Origin of the sequence: Endozoicomonas sp. OPT23 (assembly GCF_009653635.1) — a bacterium.
Lineage (GTDB): Bacteria > Pseudomonadota > Gammaproteobacteria > Pseudomonadales > Endozoicomonadaceae > Endozoicomonas_A.
Map to the genome: position 1 here is coordinate 350808 of NZ_PPFD01000003.1, position 19425 is coordinate 370232.

Annotated in this window: 16 protein-coding genes; 7 read left to right on the top strand and 9 right to left on the bottom strand. The window is 46.5% G+C overall.

What is annotated here, in order from left to right:
* Window positions 1–35: 35 nt before the first annotated feature.
* Window positions 36–1178, bottom strand: a complete 1143-nt coding sequence (ribD, locus tag EOPP23_RS07390) for a bifunctional diaminohydroxyphosphoribosylaminopyrimidine deaminase/5-amino-6-(5-phosphoribosylamino)uracil reductase RibD (protein WP_370514705.1) — start codon at window positions 1176–1178, stop codon at window positions 36–38.
* 99 nt (window positions 1179–1277) lie between these two features.
* Entirely contained in the window at window positions 1278–2426 is a 1149-nt protein-coding gene (locus EOPP23_RS07395; RefSeq protein WP_194842533.1) for a hypothetical protein, read from the bottom strand.
* Between the two features lie 584 nt (window positions 2427–3010).
* Between EOPP23_RS07395 and purE the strand changes: the two genes are divergently transcribed.
* Window positions 3011–3505 (top strand): 5-(carboxyamino)imidazole ribonucleotide mutase, encoded by a 495-nt coding sequence (gene purE, locus EOPP23_RS07400; RefSeq protein WP_153765324.1) that lies wholly within the window; start codon window positions 3011–3013, stop codon window positions 3503–3505.
* A gap of 142 nt (window positions 3506–3647) precedes the next feature.
* Complete coding sequence (locus tag EOPP23_RS07405) at window positions 3648–4721, top strand: 5-(carboxyamino)imidazole ribonucleotide synthase (RefSeq protein ID WP_153765325.1); 1074 nt, start codon at window positions 3648–3650, stop codon at window positions 4719–4721.
* Window positions 4722–4869: 148 nt separating this feature from the next.
* On the opposite strand, the gene EOPP23_RS07410 is transcribed toward EOPP23_RS07405, so the two are convergent.
* From EOPP23_RS07410 to EOPP23_RS07425, 4 genes are all read right to left on the bottom strand, one after another.
* On the bottom strand, window positions 4870–6189 hold the full coding sequence (locus EOPP23_RS07410) for an aspartate aminotransferase family protein (protein ID WP_153765326.1): 1320 nt from the start codon (window positions 6187–6189) through the stop codon (window positions 4870–4872).
* Window positions 6190–6262: 73 nt separating this feature from the next.
* Complete coding sequence (locus tag EOPP23_RS07415; RefSeq protein ID WP_194842534.1) at window positions 6263–7438, bottom strand: sulfotransferase; 1176 nt, start codon at window positions 7436–7438, stop codon at window positions 6263–6265.
* A 192-nt stretch (window positions 7439–7630) separates the two neighbouring features.
* On the bottom strand, window positions 7631–8521 hold the full coding sequence (locus EOPP23_RS07420) for a LysR family transcriptional regulator (RefSeq protein ID WP_153765328.1): 891 nt from the start codon (window positions 8519–8521) through the stop codon (window positions 7631–7633).
* A 44-nt stretch (window positions 8522–8565) separates the two neighbouring features.
* A complete protein-coding gene (locus tag EOPP23_RS07425; RefSeq protein WP_153765329.1) occupies window positions 8566–9102 on the bottom strand; it encodes an acyl-CoA thioesterase in 537 nt (178 codons plus the stop codon).
* 235 nt (window positions 9103–9337) lie between these two features.
* Between EOPP23_RS07425 and EOPP23_RS07430 the strand changes: the two genes are divergently transcribed.
* Entirely contained in the window at window positions 9338–10360 is a 1023-nt protein-coding gene (locus tag EOPP23_RS07430) for a calcium/sodium antiporter (RefSeq protein WP_153765330.1), read from the top strand.
* Window positions 10361–10520: 160 nt separating this feature from the next.
* Here the strand turns inward: EOPP23_RS07430 and nrdR are convergent, their stop codons facing one another.
* From nrdR to glyA, 3 genes are all read right to left on the bottom strand, one after another.
* Complete coding sequence (gene nrdR / locus EOPP23_RS07435; protein WP_153765331.1) at window positions 10521–10976, bottom strand: transcriptional regulator NrdR; 456 nt, start codon at window positions 10974–10976, stop codon at window positions 10521–10523.
* 86 nt (window positions 10977–11062) lie between these two features.
* Window positions 11063–12211 (bottom strand): TraB/GumN family protein, encoded by a 1149-nt coding sequence (locus EOPP23_RS07440; RefSeq protein ID WP_153765332.1) that lies wholly within the window; start codon window positions 12209–12211, stop codon window positions 11063–11065.
* 130 nt (window positions 12212–12341) lie between these two features.
* Entirely contained in the window at window positions 12342–13592 is a 1251-nt protein-coding gene (glyA, locus tag EOPP23_RS07445; RefSeq protein ID WP_153765333.1) for a serine hydroxymethyltransferase, read from the bottom strand.
* Window positions 13593–13845: 253 nt separating this feature from the next.
* Here glyA and EOPP23_RS07450 point away from each other — a divergent pair, with 253 nt between their 5' ends.
* The 4 genes from EOPP23_RS07450 (at window position 13846) to EOPP23_RS07465 (ending at window position 19383) form a co-directional block, all read left to right on the top strand.
* Window positions 13846–14958: a radical SAM protein gene (locus tag EOPP23_RS07450; protein WP_153765334.1), complete on the top strand. Its 1113-nt coding sequence runs from the start codon at window positions 13846–13848 to the stop codon at window positions 14956–14958.
* Window positions 14959–15023: 65 nt separating this feature from the next.
* Window positions 15024–16235, top strand: a complete 1212-nt coding sequence (locus tag EOPP23_RS07455) for a Fic family protein (protein ID WP_153765335.1) — start codon at window positions 15024–15026, stop codon at window positions 16233–16235.
* 94 nt (window positions 16236–16329) lie between these two features.
* Window positions 16330–17703, top strand: coding sequence for a DNA repair protein RadA (gene radA, locus EOPP23_RS07460; protein ID WP_153765336.1), 1374 nt, complete (start codon window positions 16330–16332; stop codon window positions 17701–17703).
* A gap of 186 nt (window positions 17704–17889) precedes the next feature.
* A complete protein-coding gene (locus tag EOPP23_RS07465) occupies window positions 17890–19383 on the top strand; it encodes a hypothetical protein (protein WP_153765337.1) in 1494 nt (497 codons plus the stop codon).
* Window positions 19384–19425: the final 42 nt, after the last annotated feature.

The following is a 19425-nucleotide window of genomic DNA, read 5'->3' on the forward strand; positions in this document are numbered from 1 at the left end:
TTTGCCCGCCTTCGCCGGGCAAAGAACTTATGAATTCATAAACCGCTGGTCACTGCCTGAGATGGCACGGCAGTTATCTTCCAGTCATTGCCGACCGACCTGACCTCTTTAATCGTGAGGCTGACTTTATCAGACATTTGCTCAATAGGCAGGTTTAGCAACGGGCGGGCAGAAGACCCCATCAACACAGGTGCCATAAAAACAACTAATTCATCAATCAGGTTCTGTTCCAGAAAGGCACCGGCAAGTGTCGCGCCGGTTTCCAGCAGCACTTGATTAATTTCCCGCTGAGCCAGATGTTCCAGCAGTTGTTCGATATTGATTTTCCCATCATGGGAATCCATCTGCAGCACTTCTGCACCAGCATCTCTGATCATACGAATCTTTCCGTGGTCTGCATCCACAGCACAGACGATGAGACAGCTGCCGTTACCTGAAATCACTTTTGCAGTAGTCGGCGTCTGAAGATGAGCATCCAGTACCACTCGCAGCGGCTGGCGTTTTGCTATCTCATCCGCATTGTCCAACCCGAGTTCTGAAGCACGAACAGTCAGGGAAGAATCATCCTGTAAGATCGAACCAACACCGGTAATAATGGCGCAACTCTCAGCTCTCATTTGCTGAACCTGACTGCGGGCATCAGGGCCGGTAATCCATTGGGACTTTCCGGAAGCCATGGCCGTTCTGCCATCAAGGCTCATGGCCAGTTTGGCTCTGACAAAAGGGCGACCGGATTCCATGCGTTTGATAAAACCCGGATTCAGAGCCTTTGCTTCAGCTTCAAGGACTCCGCTCAGTGTTTCGATTCCGGCTTCATTGAGCATTTTCATACCACGGCCTGAAACAGAAGGGTTCGGGTCTTCCATAGCTGCAACAACGCGGGAGATCTTTGATTTTATTAATGCGGAAGCACAGGGAGGCGTTCGGCCAAAATAACTGCAGGGTTCAAGGGTAACGTAGGCGGTTGCGCCTTCTGCTTTGTCTCCTGCCATTTTCAGGGCATGGACTTCAGCGTGGCCTTCACCGGCACGCTCGTGAAAGCCCTTTCCTACGATCTCGCCATCACGGACAATCACGCAACCGACCCTTGGATTGGGCATGGTGGAGTAAAGTCCTTTTCTGGCTAGTCGCAGGGCTTTGGCCATCCATTCATGGTCGTTTGTTGACACTGTGAACACTCCAGCATAAGGGCAAAGTGGCAATGATAGCCCTGAATACTGCCGATGAGGAGAGTACAGAATCACCAAGGAAGAATATTATAGATAAAATGCAGCTTACTAATAAAAAGAGGCCACCCTGTCTGAGGCAAGCACTCTATATAAAACTGATAACGTTTGTTGCAGATCTTCCATAGCAACACCGAAACTAGCTTGACCAGGCAAACTGATCAAAACAGTTTCAGCGTCAGGATATAGATTAATAATGTAACTGTTGTCTCCTGAAATGCGCTTATCCTGATCTTCATTAGTAAACGCTATGATCATATATTCACCTGAGTTTGAAAGGTCATCAGTTAATGCATTCAAACCTGCATGGCAACTTTCATTATCGTTAGTACACTCAATCGGTAGCCTGACTCTGGCATAGTGATCGGACTCATAGGCATAAAAGGTGCTAATACTTCTACTGGGCTTCACTGTCATATCAAGTTTGATATTTTCAGACTGAAGCTTTGCTAACAATATCTGATTAAAGAGTTCCATACTCAACCAGGAATCAAAATACTGTCTTATTTGAGCACTGCTGTATTCACCCTTGTAAAACCACTGTTGAATAAACCCTTCTTCTTCTGATTCAAACTGCTGCATTAGATGCCGGTACATTATATATCGACCAAGTACACTAAATGCGGAAACGCCTCCAACAATAGCTGCAGCTTGACCACTCAAATTTCCAATATACTGGGTAGCAGTTATCCCTCCGGCAGCGGCAGCCTTAAAAGTTGCAGAAAGAATTAAACTGATTTTTTTAAATGCCAGAACACCAAGCCAGTGTTCTCCTTGCTGCTTCACTTTTTTGGGTAACAGAGAGAGAGTTGATGTTACATATCCCACTCTATAACTATTGGCATCTCCTTTTGTCAATTCCCTAAACTTATTGACTCCCATATAGCTTGCATAGGAAGCAATTAACGAAGCCACTGATAACGTTGACCCTGCAGCCTCCTTCCAACCATTCGTTATAAAACGATATGCTGGCCCAAAAGCAACATCACCCGTTTGATAGATCAACCCCTTGTGAACAAATGAAAGCGGATAAGCTATAGCTGCAAGTGATTCCTGAGCACACTTCTTTTCATCACTATTCTTTATTTCACTTTTTCCACAATTAGTAATTTTTTTAAGCCCCCATTGAATATCTTCTGTATTCTCGAAATAGGACTCAGTATGTGACGGAAAAAATTCAATAAAACTTTCATCGTGCATGGCTATATCCCAAACCAGGGATTGCCAGAAATTAATAAAATATTCAGGATTATTTACGAGAGCATTCTGATTTAATCGAGTTCGTGAAACAGTATTATAGTTCCCATCACCGTAAGTAGACCCGATGCTAAGGCAACATATAATAGATACAATTAATCTTAAATTTATATTTTTCATTGAAAATAAGCCTTATTATCTTCCCCACTTTTCAATTTGATTATTTAAATTCTATTGACTTGGAAAAGTTTGGAATTCAGAAATATAGCCAACATGATTAATTACTGTTATTTTTCCGACTAGTGGTGGATAACTGACTCTTTATTTTGATTAATACCAGACTTCTTATTTGCCTCTCAAGTCCAGTCGGGGTGAAGTTGAAAGCTCTCTCAATGACTGCATTTTTTATCCAGACTTTCAGAAGATATAGGACTATAGTGTCACTCGCTTTGAGTACACCTCTCTGATCAAATTAAAATTGCTATCACCCCTGCAGCCTGCCCACTACAAGAGATTGTGATAAACTCACCGCCACTAATAACAGCAAGGGAGTCCACTGCTTACTCCCTGTACAATAAGGTGTCATCATGACTGCTCCCGTTGGAATTATAATGGGCTCGAAAAGCGATTGGCCGACCATGCAACATGCGGCTGATATGCTGGACAATCTGGGCGTTGCCTACGAAGTGAAAGTCGTTTCCGCTCACCGCACGCCTGACCTGTTATTCGATTACGCCAAGAGCGCACAGAGCCGCGGTATCAAGGTTATTATTGCCGGTGCCGGTGGCGCTGCGCATCTGCCTGGCATGGCTGCTTCCCAGACATCTCTTCCTGTTCTCGGTGTTCCCGTAAAAAGCCGCGCACTAAACGGTCTCGATTCCCTGCTGTCTATTGCTCAAATGCCCGGTGGTGTTGCCGTTGGTACTCTGGCGATTGGTGATGCCGGTGCTAAAAACGCAGGCCTGCTGGCTGCACAGATTCTGGCCACCAGCGATGATGCTCTGTTGAAACGCGTTGATGAGTTCCGCGCTAACCAGACAGACACTATTCTTGCTGAGCCGGACCCGCGCACTGCTGAGTAATCAGACATACGCTTTCATAAGCTGTTTGTTTGCCTGCCTGCGGCAGGCGAATAGCAATTTAATATTCGATTGCATGCGTCTACACACTTAATGTTTCTAAAATAGACATAACAATTTCATTACTCTATTGAGAAGAGCCACGATGAAAATTGGTATCCTGGGAAATGGTCAGTTAGGCCAGATGTTAGCTGCCAGCGTTACGGACCTTACCGACCTGGAAGTCTCCCTGTATGACCTTCGCACCCATGAGGAAAGCAAACTGACTGCTTTCATGAACAGCGTTGACCTTGTTTCTTACGAAACCGAGAACATTCCGGCTGAGATTGTCAGCCAGATGGAAGCGGTTGAGGATAAAGTATTCCCCAGCCTTAAAGCTTTGAAAACTTTTCAGAACCGTCTGCTGGAAAAGAATGCTCTGCGTGCTGCCGGTATCGCCACCGCAGATTTTCATGCCGTGAATTCTCTTGCCGATGTTCATCAGGCCATTGAAAAGCTTGGCCTTCCCATTGTGATGAAAACGACAACAGAAGGGTATGACGGCAAAGGGCAATTCGTTCTGCGCAAGCCGGAAGATGCCGAAGCTGCCTGGGAAGCCATTGGTCATCGTGAACTGATTGCCGAAGCTTTTGTGCCTTTTCAGCGTGAAACGTCAGTTATTGCCAGCCGTGACCGTGATGGCAACATTAATATCTGGCCAATGACAGAGAACATTCATCACGAAGGCATTCTGCGCTACTCCCTGTATCCGGTTGCAGAGTTGGCTCCAGAGAAAGTAGAGCAGGCGAAACGCTATATTCGTGATCTGGCCAATGACCTTGATTACGTCGGCACCATGACTCTTGAGCTGTTTGAAACAGAACAGGGGCTGGTTGCCAATGAAGTGGCTCCACGGGTTCATAACTCAGGTCACTGGTCTATAGAAGGTACCGAAGCCAGTCAGTTCCGAAACCATATGCTGGCACTGAGCGGTAAAACGCTTGGCAGCACTGATGCGAAATATGCTTCAGTCGCCATGGTCAATGTAGTTGGTGAAGAAGACAGCTCGCTGAAAGCCGACGGCATCAGTAATGCTTACCGCCACTCCTATGGAAAGGAAGCTCGCCCTGCCCGTAAACTGGGGCACATTACGGTTGTCGCTGACAGTGTTGCAGAGCGGAACCAGACGGTTGAAGAGTTGATTGATGTCATTCCGGAAGGTGTCTGGAAAGCCAGTTGATCGCATAGCCAAATGTTATGGCAAGAATGTGTTGGGTTTCGTTTCGCTTAACCCAACCTGCCTCGACTCAAGAGCACTGCAGGCCGGGTAGAACAAAGTGAAACCCAACAAATAATATTGAGTTTCACTTCTATCTGTCGCAAAAAATTCAGAAAGTAGCTTTCTTCAGTTCCTCCATCGAATCCTTCAAAACATCAATAGTGTAATCAATATCATCATCGGTATGAGCCGTTGAGATAAAGAACTTCTCCTGGCCCTTCACAATGCCTCTGTCCATCAGCAATTCGATCAAGCGGAAGTTTTTAGCCCAGTCGATGGTCAGATAACTGCGATGATCAATGACCTCCTGAGAAGTAAACATAGGCTGAAAAGCGGTAGGTTCACCAATCACAGTTGCAGGAATATCAGCGTGGTCCAGCATTTCCACCAGCGCATTCTTCAAGCGCAAGCCTTTTCGATTTACCTCTTCATAAAGACCTGGGGTTTGCAGCTCTTTAATCAGAGCCAGAGCCACTGACGTAGAAATAACGTTACCGCTGTAGGTTCCGGTCAGGCGAACATGGTTGCCCTGTTCATAACCTTTAGCTCCAGCCAGCTCCATAATATCCCTGCGACCTCCGACAAAACCAAACGGCAAACCACCTGTTACCGCCTTGGCACCGGCACAAAGATCGGGAACAACACCGTAGTATTCCTGAGCACCTCCCAGAGCCAGACGAAAACCGGTAACCACTTCATCAAAGATCAGTGGAATATCCAGCTCACGAGTCACTTCGCGCAACCCTTCAAGGAATCCTGGCAATGGCGTAAAGGTGCGACACATAGGTTCAACCATGACACAGGCCAGCTCATCCGCATGTTTACGAATCAACTCTACCGTACGTTCAATGTCGTTGAACGGCGCAATTAATACGTCTCCACTGGTCTGCTGAGGAATACCCGCTGAATTGGACACAGCCTGAGGAAAATCAGCTGGCTCCATGGTGAACTGGGCACTCATCAGAGCATGGTCGTGCATACCATGGTAAGCCCCTTCAAACTTCAGCATCTTGTCACGGCCACGATAGGCTCGTGCCATTCTTAAAGCGTAATAGGTCGCTTCTGAACCCGAGTTATGGAAAGTCACCTGTTCAGCACAGGGAACTACTCGAGCAATCTCTTCAGCCAGCTCTATAGCGACATCGTTGGTCAGCAGGAAAGAAGTGCCCTGATCAACTCTGCCTCTGACCGCCTCGACCATTGCCGGGTGTGAATGCCCGAGAAACATAGGGCCGGAACCCAACAGGTAATCAATGTATTCATTGTCACTGGTATCGGTGATATGTGCACCCTTACCAGACTTCATGATCATGTTGTAACCAGGGCGAATCGTAGTGCTACGAATACCACAGGCCAGAAACTGTTCGGATTTTTCCAGCAGAATCCGTTCACGCTCGGACTGGCTTTTCCGTTGAAACTGAAAGCTCATAACGACATTCCTTTTTTCATCCGGCAGCCTTTCGGCTGCGCATGGATTCAATTCATCACTGCAACAGTTCTAATCACTCTTTAATAAACACGCCGCTTTGTTTGATATACGGCGTAAAGCGTTCATTAATCTGAGAGTGAGTCAGGGATAAAGGCTCTTTCTTCGCCTTACCATGTTTGTGCTGCGGGTTGTCGTCATTCCACTGGTTCAGGGCTTGATCAACGTCTGGTGTCCAGTCAATACCGAAATAGTCATAAGCCTTCTTCGCCATACCGACAGGGTCAGCCATATAGTCGGTAAAATGCATATCAAAGAACTGAGCTTCAGGGAACTGCTTACGAATGTCATAAGCTCGCTCTGTAGCATCCGCCCAGACTTCCATCTGCTCTTTCAACAGGTCGTCACGGTCAATGGTTTCCGGACGGCAACTGAGACCACGGGAAACAGCGTTCATAGTGGTGTAGGACTCCAGCACAGAAGCCGGGTCACGGTGAGTCCAGATAACCTGAGCGTCCGGGTACACTTTCAGGAAGGATTTCAGATGCTTCAGGTGAACCGGGTATTTCAGTGTCCATGGTTTTTCAGATTCATTGGCGCTGATCAGCTGTAACAGTTTTTTATGCTGCTTGTAGGTCGGCACCATATCGCACTTCTCATACCACTCGTTGTAGTGCGGGACCTTGGAGCAAATCTGCCAGTACTCATCGGTAAAGGTCTGAGCCATCAGGTGCCCGCACTCTTCCGGCAGCCAGGCTTCCATATAGTGCATAGACTTGGATTCAGGTGCGTTGGAATAAATGCGGTTGATGCGTTCAACGGTGGCCTGATAGTCAGGGTGGTCATCCCACTCTTCACGAGGCGGGCGAGGCTGTGGTCGTTCACTTAACCAATACTGCAGGTGTTGTCTGTTCGGGTCACGAGCCATCAGATACTGCAATGCGGTAGAACCGGTACGCACCATGCCAGTGATAACCAGTGGCTTCTTGATCTCAATATCCAGAATTTCTGGACGATTCTTAAAGGCCTGCTCCGCTTTCAGGCGCTGCTCAAGTTCATGCACCAGTTTGGGTGCGTAATGCAGCGGGCTGTGCAGATCACTGTACTGATCTTGGGACTCCAGTAGAACCCGCAGGCCTGTGAGGTATGACTTATCTTCACCAAAATCGGTAAGACCGGTATTTTCAATGGCAATTTCGTGGAGTGGCTGAATCCAGTCCACGAATTTATCGAGCTTGAGCAGGCGTTTCATTGTTGTTTTTCTCCAACCTGTAATCTGGCAGATGACCAGCCCCATAGAAGAGTAAGGCAGTCACCCGATCTTGGTAGCTAATGTATTACAGGTGAAACAACGAATGAACTTTGATGCTTTAACAACAGTTATTCCCTGACATATGTCTTCTGGCTTAAGTGTGTAGATACACTCAATAGCCTAGAAATTTAGTCAAAGATATTCCGCCATCCTGTCGATCAGCAAATCCAGACACTCCCGCGCCAGCGGTGTGATGTACTCTCGACGATAAAGTGCCGACACCGGCATAGGGGCGATATCAACATCCACATCAAGCTTTAACAGCGTCTCTCGGGCTACGGCTTTCTTAACCAGATGTTCTGGTGCCAGAATAACGCCAAGCCCTGCTTCGGCATGAGACACCAGAGAAGTGCTGTGATTGGTCAGAAGCGTATGCTCTATCTGATAATGCTCTGCTGGCGCAGACATCTTCTCAACCCAGCGATTACTGCGATTCATTCGAGTGCCAACAAAGCGATGATTACTCTGGAGATCATCGATATCCTCAGGATGGCCGAACTCTTCCAGATAGCCTGGTGATGCGTAGTAGCGGAGTGGTATATTCGCCAAACGCCTACTAGACATATTGCTTTCAGCACCCTCTCCCTGTCGTATAAACAGGTCGTATTTCAGCTGAAACTCTCTCTGGTAATACTCGGGCGTAGTAGCATCTACTTCCAGTCGAAAGCTGGCATCAGGGTGTCGTTTTTTTAACTCACTTAACACATCAGGTAAAAAAGCATCAGCAATAGAGGCTGAAGTAGCTATACGCAGAATATTGTCATCATCACTGGCAACACGGCGAACTTCCTTCTCCGTCAGGTCCACCAGGTTGATGATCTCTTTTGAACGTTCGTAAAACTGCTCACCTGCGGAGGTCAGCATAAGGTGACGAGTACTTCTCCTGAACAGGTGTGTGTCAAGCTGAGCTTCCAGTTTATCAATCTTTTTGCTGACCGTAGGCTGGGTAGTACCCAGCTTTTCTGCCGCTTTGTTAAAACTGCCAAGCTCTACAATGGTGGTAAACAGATGATAGATATCCATAACTCAGCTGCCCGTCTTATTATTTTACTTTGCAGCGAAGAGTATCAGATTTTTACGGTAGGCGGCCACGGACGTTCTTCTTCACTGTCGATCCATGCTTTGGTCCAGCCATCCGGCTCCGGCTTCCAGTCAGTGACACCCATGCATTCAAGTACTTCTGCTGAAGGCACTATGCCATTCTTACTGGTGACCGCCGTTCGAAGCAGCACTGATGAAACAGGCTGGCCTTTAACCCACATGGATTGCTTCATGTAGAACCAGCGATCTTCTATAGCGACCAGCTTGGTGTACATGGTGATTTCATCAAACAGTTTCACCCGTTTGCGATAACGGGTGGTACTGCCAGCAACAGCAAAACCCCAGCCTTTCTCTTTCAGGGCCTCACCAAGGCCGGTACGGCTCGAAAGATCAAAACGCCCCAGATCATAGAGCGTCAGAACCCGGCCATTATTCATTTCCATAAAAATATCAAGGTCCCATGGCATACAGCGAAATTTAATTTCACCTGTTGCCTGAGCTGACAACCGCTCTGCTCTTTTAGCTTTGACCAGAGTCGAGAAAAGTCTGATAAAGGGATACATATTCTTGTTCGCAGCCGGTTGTTAGTTTTGTTTTCAAGGCTGAATCATATCGCTGCCTACGCCACAATTAAACAGTCGTTTAAAAACGATTTCGGTTTTCACTCGCTGGTATCCCTACCAGCAACTCTCTAGAATAGCCCGCTGCTCAGGAGGGGAAGCCACCTGAATTCCAAGAATAGTATCGGTAATGAGGGCAACGATGCTGAATCGGTTTTAGTCCTCGGTATAAGAATGCATGATAGAAACGCTGACCTTTATTGCTGCTATTGCTGCGGGCTTTGTGGCCCTGTCCTGGAGTGCTGACCGACTGATTGAGGTCGCTTCCACCCTAGCTTCCCACCTGGGTATGTCCATTCTAACCATTGGCATGACCATTGTTGCCTTTGGTACCTCAGCTCCCGAACTACTGGTTTCTTCAGTCGCAGCCGTAGACGGTGCCGGCGGTATTGCCATTGGTAATGCGCTTGGTTCCAACATCATCAATATTGGTCTGGTTCTGGGTATCTGTGGTGTTCTGATACCACTGTCTGTAAGCCGTCGTGTTATTACCAGAGAACTGCCACTGCTGGGGCTGGTGATTGTCTTTGCGCTGGCACTCATGCTGGACGGTATACTGAGCCAAATGGATGGTTACCTGCTTGCTGTTGCCCTTGTCGGCTATTGCTACTATCTGGCAAAACACTCCGGCGGGGATGATTCACCAGAAGACGATGTCACTATTCTGAAGATACCCACCAGCCGTGCAGTTGTTGAAGCCCTGTTATTGCTTGCTGTTCTTTTGGGTAGTTCAAAACTGCTGGTATGGGGTGCCAGTGAACTGGCTCGCTCCTACGGCATCAGTGAAACCATTATTGGTCTGACCGTTATTGCCTTTGGTACCAGCCTGCCTGAACTGGCTGCGGTGATGGCCAGTGCTCGTAAGGGTTTATTTGATATGGTGATGGCCACCGTTATTGGTTCCAACATCTTTAACCTGCTGGGTGTTCTGGCATTTCCGGGAATTCTAAGTGGCGGTCTGGAACTCGACCCGATGGTGATTCAGAGAGATGGCCTGGTAATGGCAGGTCTTACTGCCCTCTTTGCCTTTTTTGTAGTCACCAGTATGGGAAGCAACAACTGTTGTACAACAACAGGCAACAGTGCAACCTGTGAAAAAGAGCTGACTTTCTGCAGTAATATTTCCCGGCTCAAAAGCGCTATTATTCTAGCCTGCTTTGCGGGTTATATGGGTGTGCTGGCGGTGGATGTTTTAGGCTGAATAACATAAGTAATTCATAAGCTATTTGCCCGCCTGCGGCGGGCAAATAGCAATTAAATATTCGGTTGTGTGTCTACACACGTAAAGCCCAACGTATAACCAGAATATAAGAACGGTAAGTGTTGTTTGTGTTGGGCTTTGCAGCCCAAGCTACGGCTGGTTATTTATCCGTTTCCAGTCGTTCGATCTCTTCCCGGAACTCGTTCAAGTCCTTGAAGTGTCTGTAGACCGAAGCAAAGCGGATATAGGCTATCTCATCCAGTTCCTGAAGCTCCCGCATCACCTCTTCACCCAGCACCAGTGACTGCACTTCACGCTCACCGGTTGCCCTCAGTCGATGTTTTATACGGTTAATCGCTTCTTCAACCCGCTCCATACCTACAGGTCGCTTTTCCAACGCACGGGTCATACCGGCACGAAGTTTTTCTTCATTGAAAGGTTCACGGGAACCATCACGCTTTACCAGACGCGGGATTAACAGTTCAGCGGTTTCATAGGTGGTAAAACGTTCACTGCAGGTCAGGCATTCACGACGCCGGCGCACCTGGTTGCCATCTGCCACCAGGCGGGAGTCTATTACTTTTGTATCGACAGCATTACAAAATGGGCAGTGCATTGGCTTAGTAATCTGAGTGTAATTGTCTACTCATCATAACCGGATGTAGCTAGATTACAAAACCCTCCCCTCTCTTCTTCTACAAGCTAACGGTAATTATCAAGCGTGTACACTCTACCTATTCTTCTTTGATAGCCACCACGACCAGCGTTGTATGGCTGAGCAACATGCGCACAGGATGCAAGTGTTATAACCAGAGGGATTGCTATTAAAGTGACTGTCGTCCATGGGTTACTGTGCATAGCCTGACACTTACCAGAATTGATATAACCCGACTCAGTCAGGACAGACTCAGCTGCAAGGCAAGCTGCCAGAAAAATTTCGCCAAATGAACCATCAACTCTAAACTCTTGAGAAATTTGAGTTGCTGCAGGTTTCTGTCCATAAGGATAGACCTGATAACCCTTGTTTCTGAGCAATTTGACTAACCCCATATCACCATTGAGGTGACGTACATCAAGGGCAAAAAGAACTCTGCCACTTTCCAGCTCACCAGCCATTCTATCAAGCCATTTTCCGTTAGCAGCACTGAAAATTTTCGAGATAACCGGTCCATAGAGGACATGATTAGGGGTGTGGTACTCCCTGGCATAACTTCCATCCTGATATCGCCTAACTAGTTCATTGACAGACAGTTGACCTTTGTCCTGCTTTTCTTTCTGATTCAATAGTTCATGAAAAAGAGCTTTTTGCTTTATAGCAGAAAGGCCTGCCAAAAGTGAATCCAGCCTTTCAACCATTGCTGAATGGTGCTCCAGTGTTTGTAAATCAAGCCTTGAAGCTACGGCTTTTTTGATGAGTTGAGATTGAAAGTTATCCCCCCAAGCGCCGTTCAGCTTCAGTTCAAGCTCCAGCCACAGCGTCCACAATTTTACATCTGGGCTTGCAACAACATATCCAAGCCCTTTATTCAGCCTATCTACCAGATGCTGGTCAGAAGCAATACTCCCGTGCGTATCCCACACTCCAAAAAAGAATGACTCTACCTCCCCCTCACTCATTTGAGTGTAATCCGTAAAAAGACGATCAACCTTATGATTCAAAACCTCGTCAAGCCCAGGAATATTCAGGTCGGGTGTTGGGTATGTGCCCAGCAGATAGCCCTTTACACTGGTACCATCAGAAATTTCCCAAAGTTTGGTTTTAAAATCTTCACTGGCAGCAGTGAAACCAACATTCAATGAGAGGATAAATAAACAAAGGCAGGTAGATAATGAGCTTATTGTTCTTTTCATACTAAAAGCACTGAAGTCAAAGAGTATGAATAAGACTGTTACAATGTGCGTTTTGTTCCATACGAGGAAACAGATAGGAGAAATAATCAGGAGCAACCAGAACAGTCACTCCTAAATTATAAGCAATAGCTTATGCGTAAACAGGCAGACGCTTACAGATACCCAGAACCTTCTCTTTAACGTCAGCGATTACCTGATCGTTATCGATATTGCCCAGAACATCGCAGATCCAGCCAGCCAGTTCAGCAGAGTCCTGCTCGTTGAAACCACGGCGAGTAATAGCTGGAGTACCTATACGCAGACCACTGGTCACAAACGGAGAGCGTGGATCGTTTGGTACGGCGTTCTTGTTAACGGTGATGTTGGCCTTACCCAGCACTTCTTCAGCCTGCTTACCGGTGTATTCCTTGCCGATCATATCCAGCAGGAACAGGTGATCGTCAGTACCACCTGAAACAATCTTGAACCCACGCTCCATAAGCACGTCAGTCATTGCCTGAGCGTTCTTCACAACTTGCTGCTGATAAGTCTTGAACTCATCGGACATGGCTTCCTTGAAGCAAACGGCCTTGGCTGCAATCACGTGGCACAGAGGTCCACCTTGAGATTCCGGGAATACCGCGAAGTTGAATTTCTTGTTCAGCTCTTCGTTGTCATTAGCCAGAATCAGACCACCACGAGGACCGCCCAGTGTCTTGTGAGTGGTTGTAGTAACAACGTCAGCGATACCGACCGGAGAAGGATAAACGCCCGCTGCGATCAAACCCGCTACGTGAGCCATGTCGACAAACAGGTAAGCACCAACCTTGTCGGCGATGTCGCGGAAACGCTGCCAGTCAACAACACGGGAGTAGGCAGAGAAGCCAGCCACAATCATCTTTGGCTTGTGTTCCAGAGCCAGGGCTTCAACCTGTTCGTAATCCAGTTCACCGGATTCGGTCAGGCCGTACTGAACCGCATCGTAGATACGGCCAGAGAAACTGACACTGGCACCATGAGTCAGGTGACCACCGTGAGCCAGACTCATACCCAGAACCTTGTCACCCGGCTTAACCAGCGCCATATAAACAGCAGCGTTGGCCTGAGAACCTGAATGTGGCTGTACGTTCGCGTACTTGGCACCGAACAGCGCCTTGGCACGATCAATGGCCAGCTGCTCAGTAACGTCAACGTGTTCACAACCGCCATAGTAACGCTTGCCCGGGTAGCCTTCGGCATACTTGTTGGTCAGGGCAGAACCCTGAGCTTCCATCACGCGGGGACTGGTATAGTTTTCAGAAGCGATCAGTTCAATGTGCTCTTCCTGACGCAGGGTCTCTGCATCAATAGCTGCCTTGAGTTCCGGATCAAACCCGGCGATGGTCATGTCCTTTTTGAACATTAGTGATCTTCCCCTCGGTATGTTGCCTGTTGGTAAGTCGATTGGGGCGGTATTCTAATACAGCTTCGGTTAATACTGCATTGAAAAAAACTCAGTTTCTTCGACAACTTCATTCATAACAGGTTCCTCAGCAATGCTTGTCGCAGAAGGGGTGTCTCAGAAGAGTCGCACAAAGGTTCGGCAAGTCGGGATACCCCAAACATCAACACATGGCACAATAGCCATAAATCATTACTGAGTCTTATAAATATAGATGCTGAGCTCTACCCATGCAGCGGACTTCAGACAACTGGCTAATGGCCTGAAAGTCGCAGACGAAAACAGTGGCTTTTCACTTCGGCTCGATAATCAGGGCTTCTGGTGCTCGTATCGTATGGGCGAGCAATTCTATCGTCGCTGTCTGAACGGTGATGTAGTACGAGGCAGAGAAAGACCAACGCCTCTTTCTATGATTGAGAGTCAGTCGCTGCTTCTGGATATAAAGCAACAGCTTAATCAGCAATTAAACACTCATAGTCGCTTACCAGAGACTGTACGAAATATTGTTCAGAAGGCTTTGCAGTACACCGACAGTGATTATGAACAGCTAAAACAACTTTATCAGCAGTGCTACCCGGAACCGGTAACCATCCTTCCCCCTGATAGATATCAGAATCTGGTACTGCAACCGGCTCAAGGGTGCCCTAATAATCAGTGCGACTTCTGTGCTTTTTATCAAGACCGTCGTTTTAAGGTTTTAAACAATGAGCAGCGGGAAGAGCACTACAAAAACCTGAAACAGCTCTTTCCTGATAGCCTGGCTGGTCGAAGTGGCATTTTTGTCGGTGCCGCCAACGCATTGGCTATTCCGGTTAAAACCTTTGAGGTCATTCTTCAGGAGATCAACCAGCGATATACGAACCCTAAACGGAGTATCTGCTGTTTTGGTGATGCTGATCATATTCCCAAGCGTTCAACCAGTGATTGGCAACAACTTTCTGAGCTTGGGTTGAAGCAGATTGTGCTGGGGCTTGAAACTGGATTTCCCGATTTACGCAAAAAACTGGGAAAAAGCAGCCGGCTGGAAAAAACCACAGACCTTGTCCAACAAATGAGAGAGGCTGGAATAAGTACTGGTCTAACGGTTCTTGTAGGAGCAGGAGAGGAACAAAATAGCCTTCAGCACTTGAACAGTACCATGGAGTACATAGAATCACTCAACCTTGGAAAGGGTGACATCATCTACCTTTCTCCCCTTGAAAATAGTCAGCAAGTACATCTGGAGGACTGGCTTCAAACTGAATTAGCCCAGTTTAAAGAGAGCCTGAGTCATTTAGCCTGCAGGGTAATGCCTTATCAGATGGGAAGATTCAACTATTACAGCTAGTAGACAGCCAGATTTAAAGCTAGCTCCCAGAAATAAGTACAATGATGCCAAACTAAGCGAAATTTTTGCTGTCTGAGCAAGATGTGCACACAATAAAAAACATCTTCTTAGTCAAAATGCAGTTATTTAAAAACATCGCTAATCAGCTAACGACCTTTATCACAGCCATGCTGCTGAACGTACTGTGCCTGGCACTCCCCTGCCAAGCTCTGGAACTGAGTACTTTCAATATTTCTTCTGGTATCAACTACTCGAACATGCCGTTTAAAGCCAAGGTTCTCTACCCTAGAAATCAATTTCATTCAGATATACATCTTTCAAAAGAAAACCCTGATTTCGTAGCAGAGGAATTAGTATATGGATGGATTTTATTAAGAAACCAACTCAACACAGTGCAAGTCAATATACTTTCAAACCAGCAGATTGATCCTTTATCAATCGATTTTATTTATCACCTGAATAGTATTCTGTCACCAGAAACTTATAGCCGGCAGGCTGATTCAAGAAAAGAATGGGAAGAAGGCAGCGGTAGTTTATACACAACAACCTTCCCCTTCATGCTGGTTGACCTTAATACTATTACTTCACCTGAAATTGAACAGTTGGTTGAACTTTACAGGAATCTCTACCAAAACCCCGAACTCACAATATCCTACCCTTTTTCAATGCAGCTTAATGCGTCCTCTTCACCACTTGAATTCACACTTCCCCCATGGGTCGTAAAAAAAGTAGCCTCCTTTCACCAGGATCGACGAAGGAGAGGTTTGAGTGACCCCGAAGAGAAACAGTTTCATCTCACCAGCGTGGATGTATGCTTCCTGCTGGCAACATTATTTGTTGAAGATTCAGATGAAATCGCTTTTCCATATCACCTTGAGTTCTGCAACAGTTGCCCTGAACAACCTCTGACTGGAAGCCGCGACCCGGTAGAAGATAAAGTATCTCTCGCTTATCCTTTCCACTTTCTTAATTCGTCTAATGAAATCATATTTCCAGATTTATTAAAGCGCTATAAAAAGGCGTTATACGGAGCCAGTAATGACTACCAGCTGATTATTACAATTGCCGACTACACTCAACTGTTTTTAGTATTGCATCCATTTCTTGATGGAAATGGTCGGACATTTCGCTTTTTAGCAAACTACGTTCTGATGCTTTATGGCTTTGCTCCTGCGGTTTTCGACACATTTATGGCCGTTCCCACTACCCGAGAGAAGTGGCGGGAAATGTTTTTAGAAGCACAGTGGAAAGGCCAACAGCTATATGACAAGCTCTGACTCCATTCTCAAAGGCCAACTATTCGCTGGAGTTCAGCAACGAAATTGTTAGACTGAAGCCAAGCAATAATATCAGGCATCTATCTGACTCTTCATGGCTAAATCCAAATCCAGAAAAGCCTACGTCTGCACCGAATGCGGCAGTGAATCCCCAAAATGGCAGGGTCAATGTCCTGACTGCAAAGCATGGAACACCTTTAAAGAGGTCAACCTTGGGCCAGCTTCGTCTCCTTCTATCGCAGCCACTAATAGATCGGGTTTTGCCGGTACATTAAGTGGTCTACAAACGCTTAATGAAGTGGATGTTGCTGAAGCACCCCGTTTTTCCAGTGGCAGTTCTGAGTTTGACAGAGTACTGGGCGGTGGCTTTGTAAAAGGCAGTGCCGTACTCATTGGTGGTCATCCGGGTGCAGGTAAAAGTACCGTATTACTTCAGGTGCTTTGTCATGTAGCGAAAGACATGAATGCGCTTTATGTATCCGGAGAGGAGTCGCTGCAACAAATTGCTTCCCGTGCAAGACGTCTTGATTTACCGACCGATCGCCTGAAGATGCTGGCAGAAACCTCTGCTGAAAACATTGTTTCAGTAGCTGAGCAGGAAGAGCCGGGAATTATCGTTATCGACTCTATTCAGGTTATGTACATGAATGGTGTTGATGCCGCGCCTGGCGGGGTGGCACAGGTAAAAGAATCAGCCTCTTTCCTGACCCGTTTTGCCAAACAGACAGGCACCGTATTGCTGATTGTTGGCCATGTCACAAAAGACAACTCCCTTGCAGGTCCTATGACTCTGTCGCACATCATCGATACCCAGATTATGCTGGGGAATACCGATGATTCCCGCTTCAGAGTGATGCGCTGTACCAAAAATCGTTTTGGTCAGGTGAATGAACTGGGCATCTTTGCCATGACAGAAAAAGGCCTGAAGGAAGTAAAAAACCCTTCTGCGATATTCCTGTCCCGAACACCGGAACCCACTTCCGGCAGTATCATCAGCGTTCTCTGGGAAGGTACGCGGCCATTACTGGTTGAAATACAGGCTCTGGTGGTGGAGTCACAACTGGGCAACCCCAGACGTGTAACCGTTGGGCTGGATCAGAACCGGCTGGCTATGTTGCTGGCTATCCTGACTCGCCACGGCGGGATTTTCACCAGCGATCAGGATGTTTTCGTTAATGTCGTCGGTGGTGTAAAAGTCACAGAAACCAGTGCTGACCTTGCCAGCCTGCTGGCGGTGGTTTCAAGCCTCAGAAATACCGCTTTACCCCAGGATCTGTTCGCTTTTGGTGAGATTGGTCTGGCAGGAGAAATTCGCCCTGTGGCCAATGGCCAGGAACGTTTGGTGGAGGCGGCCAAGCATGGTTTTAAGCGGGCCATTGTTCCTGCAGCCAATGCTCCCAGAAAGCCCATTGAAGGATTGAAAGTGATTTCTGTGCATAAGTTATCTGAAGCACTTGATGCCATTTGATACTCCTATTCCTCCAGCTGTCTTTTATTAGATAGCTGGAAGAAAACCTTCCCGATTAACCAATTGTTTTAAAATACTTTTTTATTTCACTTCAATGCTTTTCTTCGGTCAATTTTTTGACTCTCTTCTGCTCTGCTAAGTTTCGAATCAAGTGTGATTTGGTTATACAAAACAAGGAGTAGTTATATGAATCCGGCAGGAGCTTCAGCAGCGCAACTATCAGCAGCAAGTCAATTGAAACAATGCATTGAACACTTAAGCAGCCATCCGGAGGCAAGTGGTGTTGGTATAGACAGCAGCGGTAGAGCAGTTACCGTTGATACCCCAGCGCTAACTTTTCTATGGACTTACCCGGACGAAACGAAAGCATTAAATCAGGTGTCCCAAAGACTACGAGAGTACGCCATTCAGGAAGCTACTGACTGTGACTTACCTCTTTCCAATGCGATTGAAGACTCTAGCGTACTCGAATCAGGCTACATGGATCCAACTAAAGCTGAAGGTGTTGCCAAAAAATTACTGGACTCTCCTGAAGTTATTATGATCCAAACCAAAGACCGTATTCGGGAAATTGCAGGCTCATTATACACTGCTGATCTTGATATAAGAAAAGACATCAATCAGGATCAATTAACCAAAGATGTAACTGAGCAGCTCATATCTGGTTTAAATCAAATGCTATCGCATACAGAAGAGTATGAGAAAGACACCTTGATCGACTGTTATCTGAAGAGCATGGATAATTTTAAACAGCAGATGCAAAAAGAGCTAAGTACCAAATACCCAACATCTACTTATTTCAAAGATAGAATTGCTTTGTACGCTGCTTTTGACACTTTAAAAACTGAAGCCAAAAAGATAATGGAATCTGAAGAAATTCCAGTAAACGATGCTTCTGGCATTTTTGAAAAAAACGAAGCAGGCACTGATGCTTCATTCAAGCCAGGAACTGATACAGTCTCTGCTACATCGATACCCTCTTCTTTAGGAGAAGCTGCTTTTGATCAGGTTGAAATGTCATTACCAGTTTTCGGTAACCTAAATCTACAAGAGAAAGAGGATGTACTCAGCAGTATTGAAAATCATGTGTACCGTCATATAACCAGCGGCCCCGAAGATGGTCTCAGCTTTATAACAAAGCTCAGCACTACAGATGTTGGAGCATCTCTCAATTTATCTAGTTTATCTGAAAGGTTGGATGAAGAGCTTGCTTTTGAAACGTCCATTACAACAACTACCACTGAGGCCTCAGCGGTGACCACAGCAGCAACACTGAGTGATGACCAGAAAGCAGCAGTTATAAAAGTTAATGGACAATTGCACGGTATGACGACCATGCTTGAAGGTGACTTACGTAAATATCTAAATAGACATGTTGATCAAGATCAATATGAAAATGATGACGTTACAATGCTGGACAAGCTGCTAACCACCAAAGAAGCATATACTGCAGCAAGAAAAGATGAACCTGAGAAGTACATGGGAGCTATCAGGCCTCTAGTGGTTGATGCGAACAGTTTTACACGTACAGGAAAGAAGAACCTGCAAAATACTCTAGGTTTTTTTAGAGAGTGTGTATCAAGTCGGTTAAAAGAACACTCTCCAGAAACTATTGGTGAAGCCTGCTATAGCGACCTTCAGATACTAATGGAAGCAGCGGGGGGCATTAGCACTCAATAGATACCTATTGGTAAATTCAGGTCAGAAAACCTGCGTTTACCA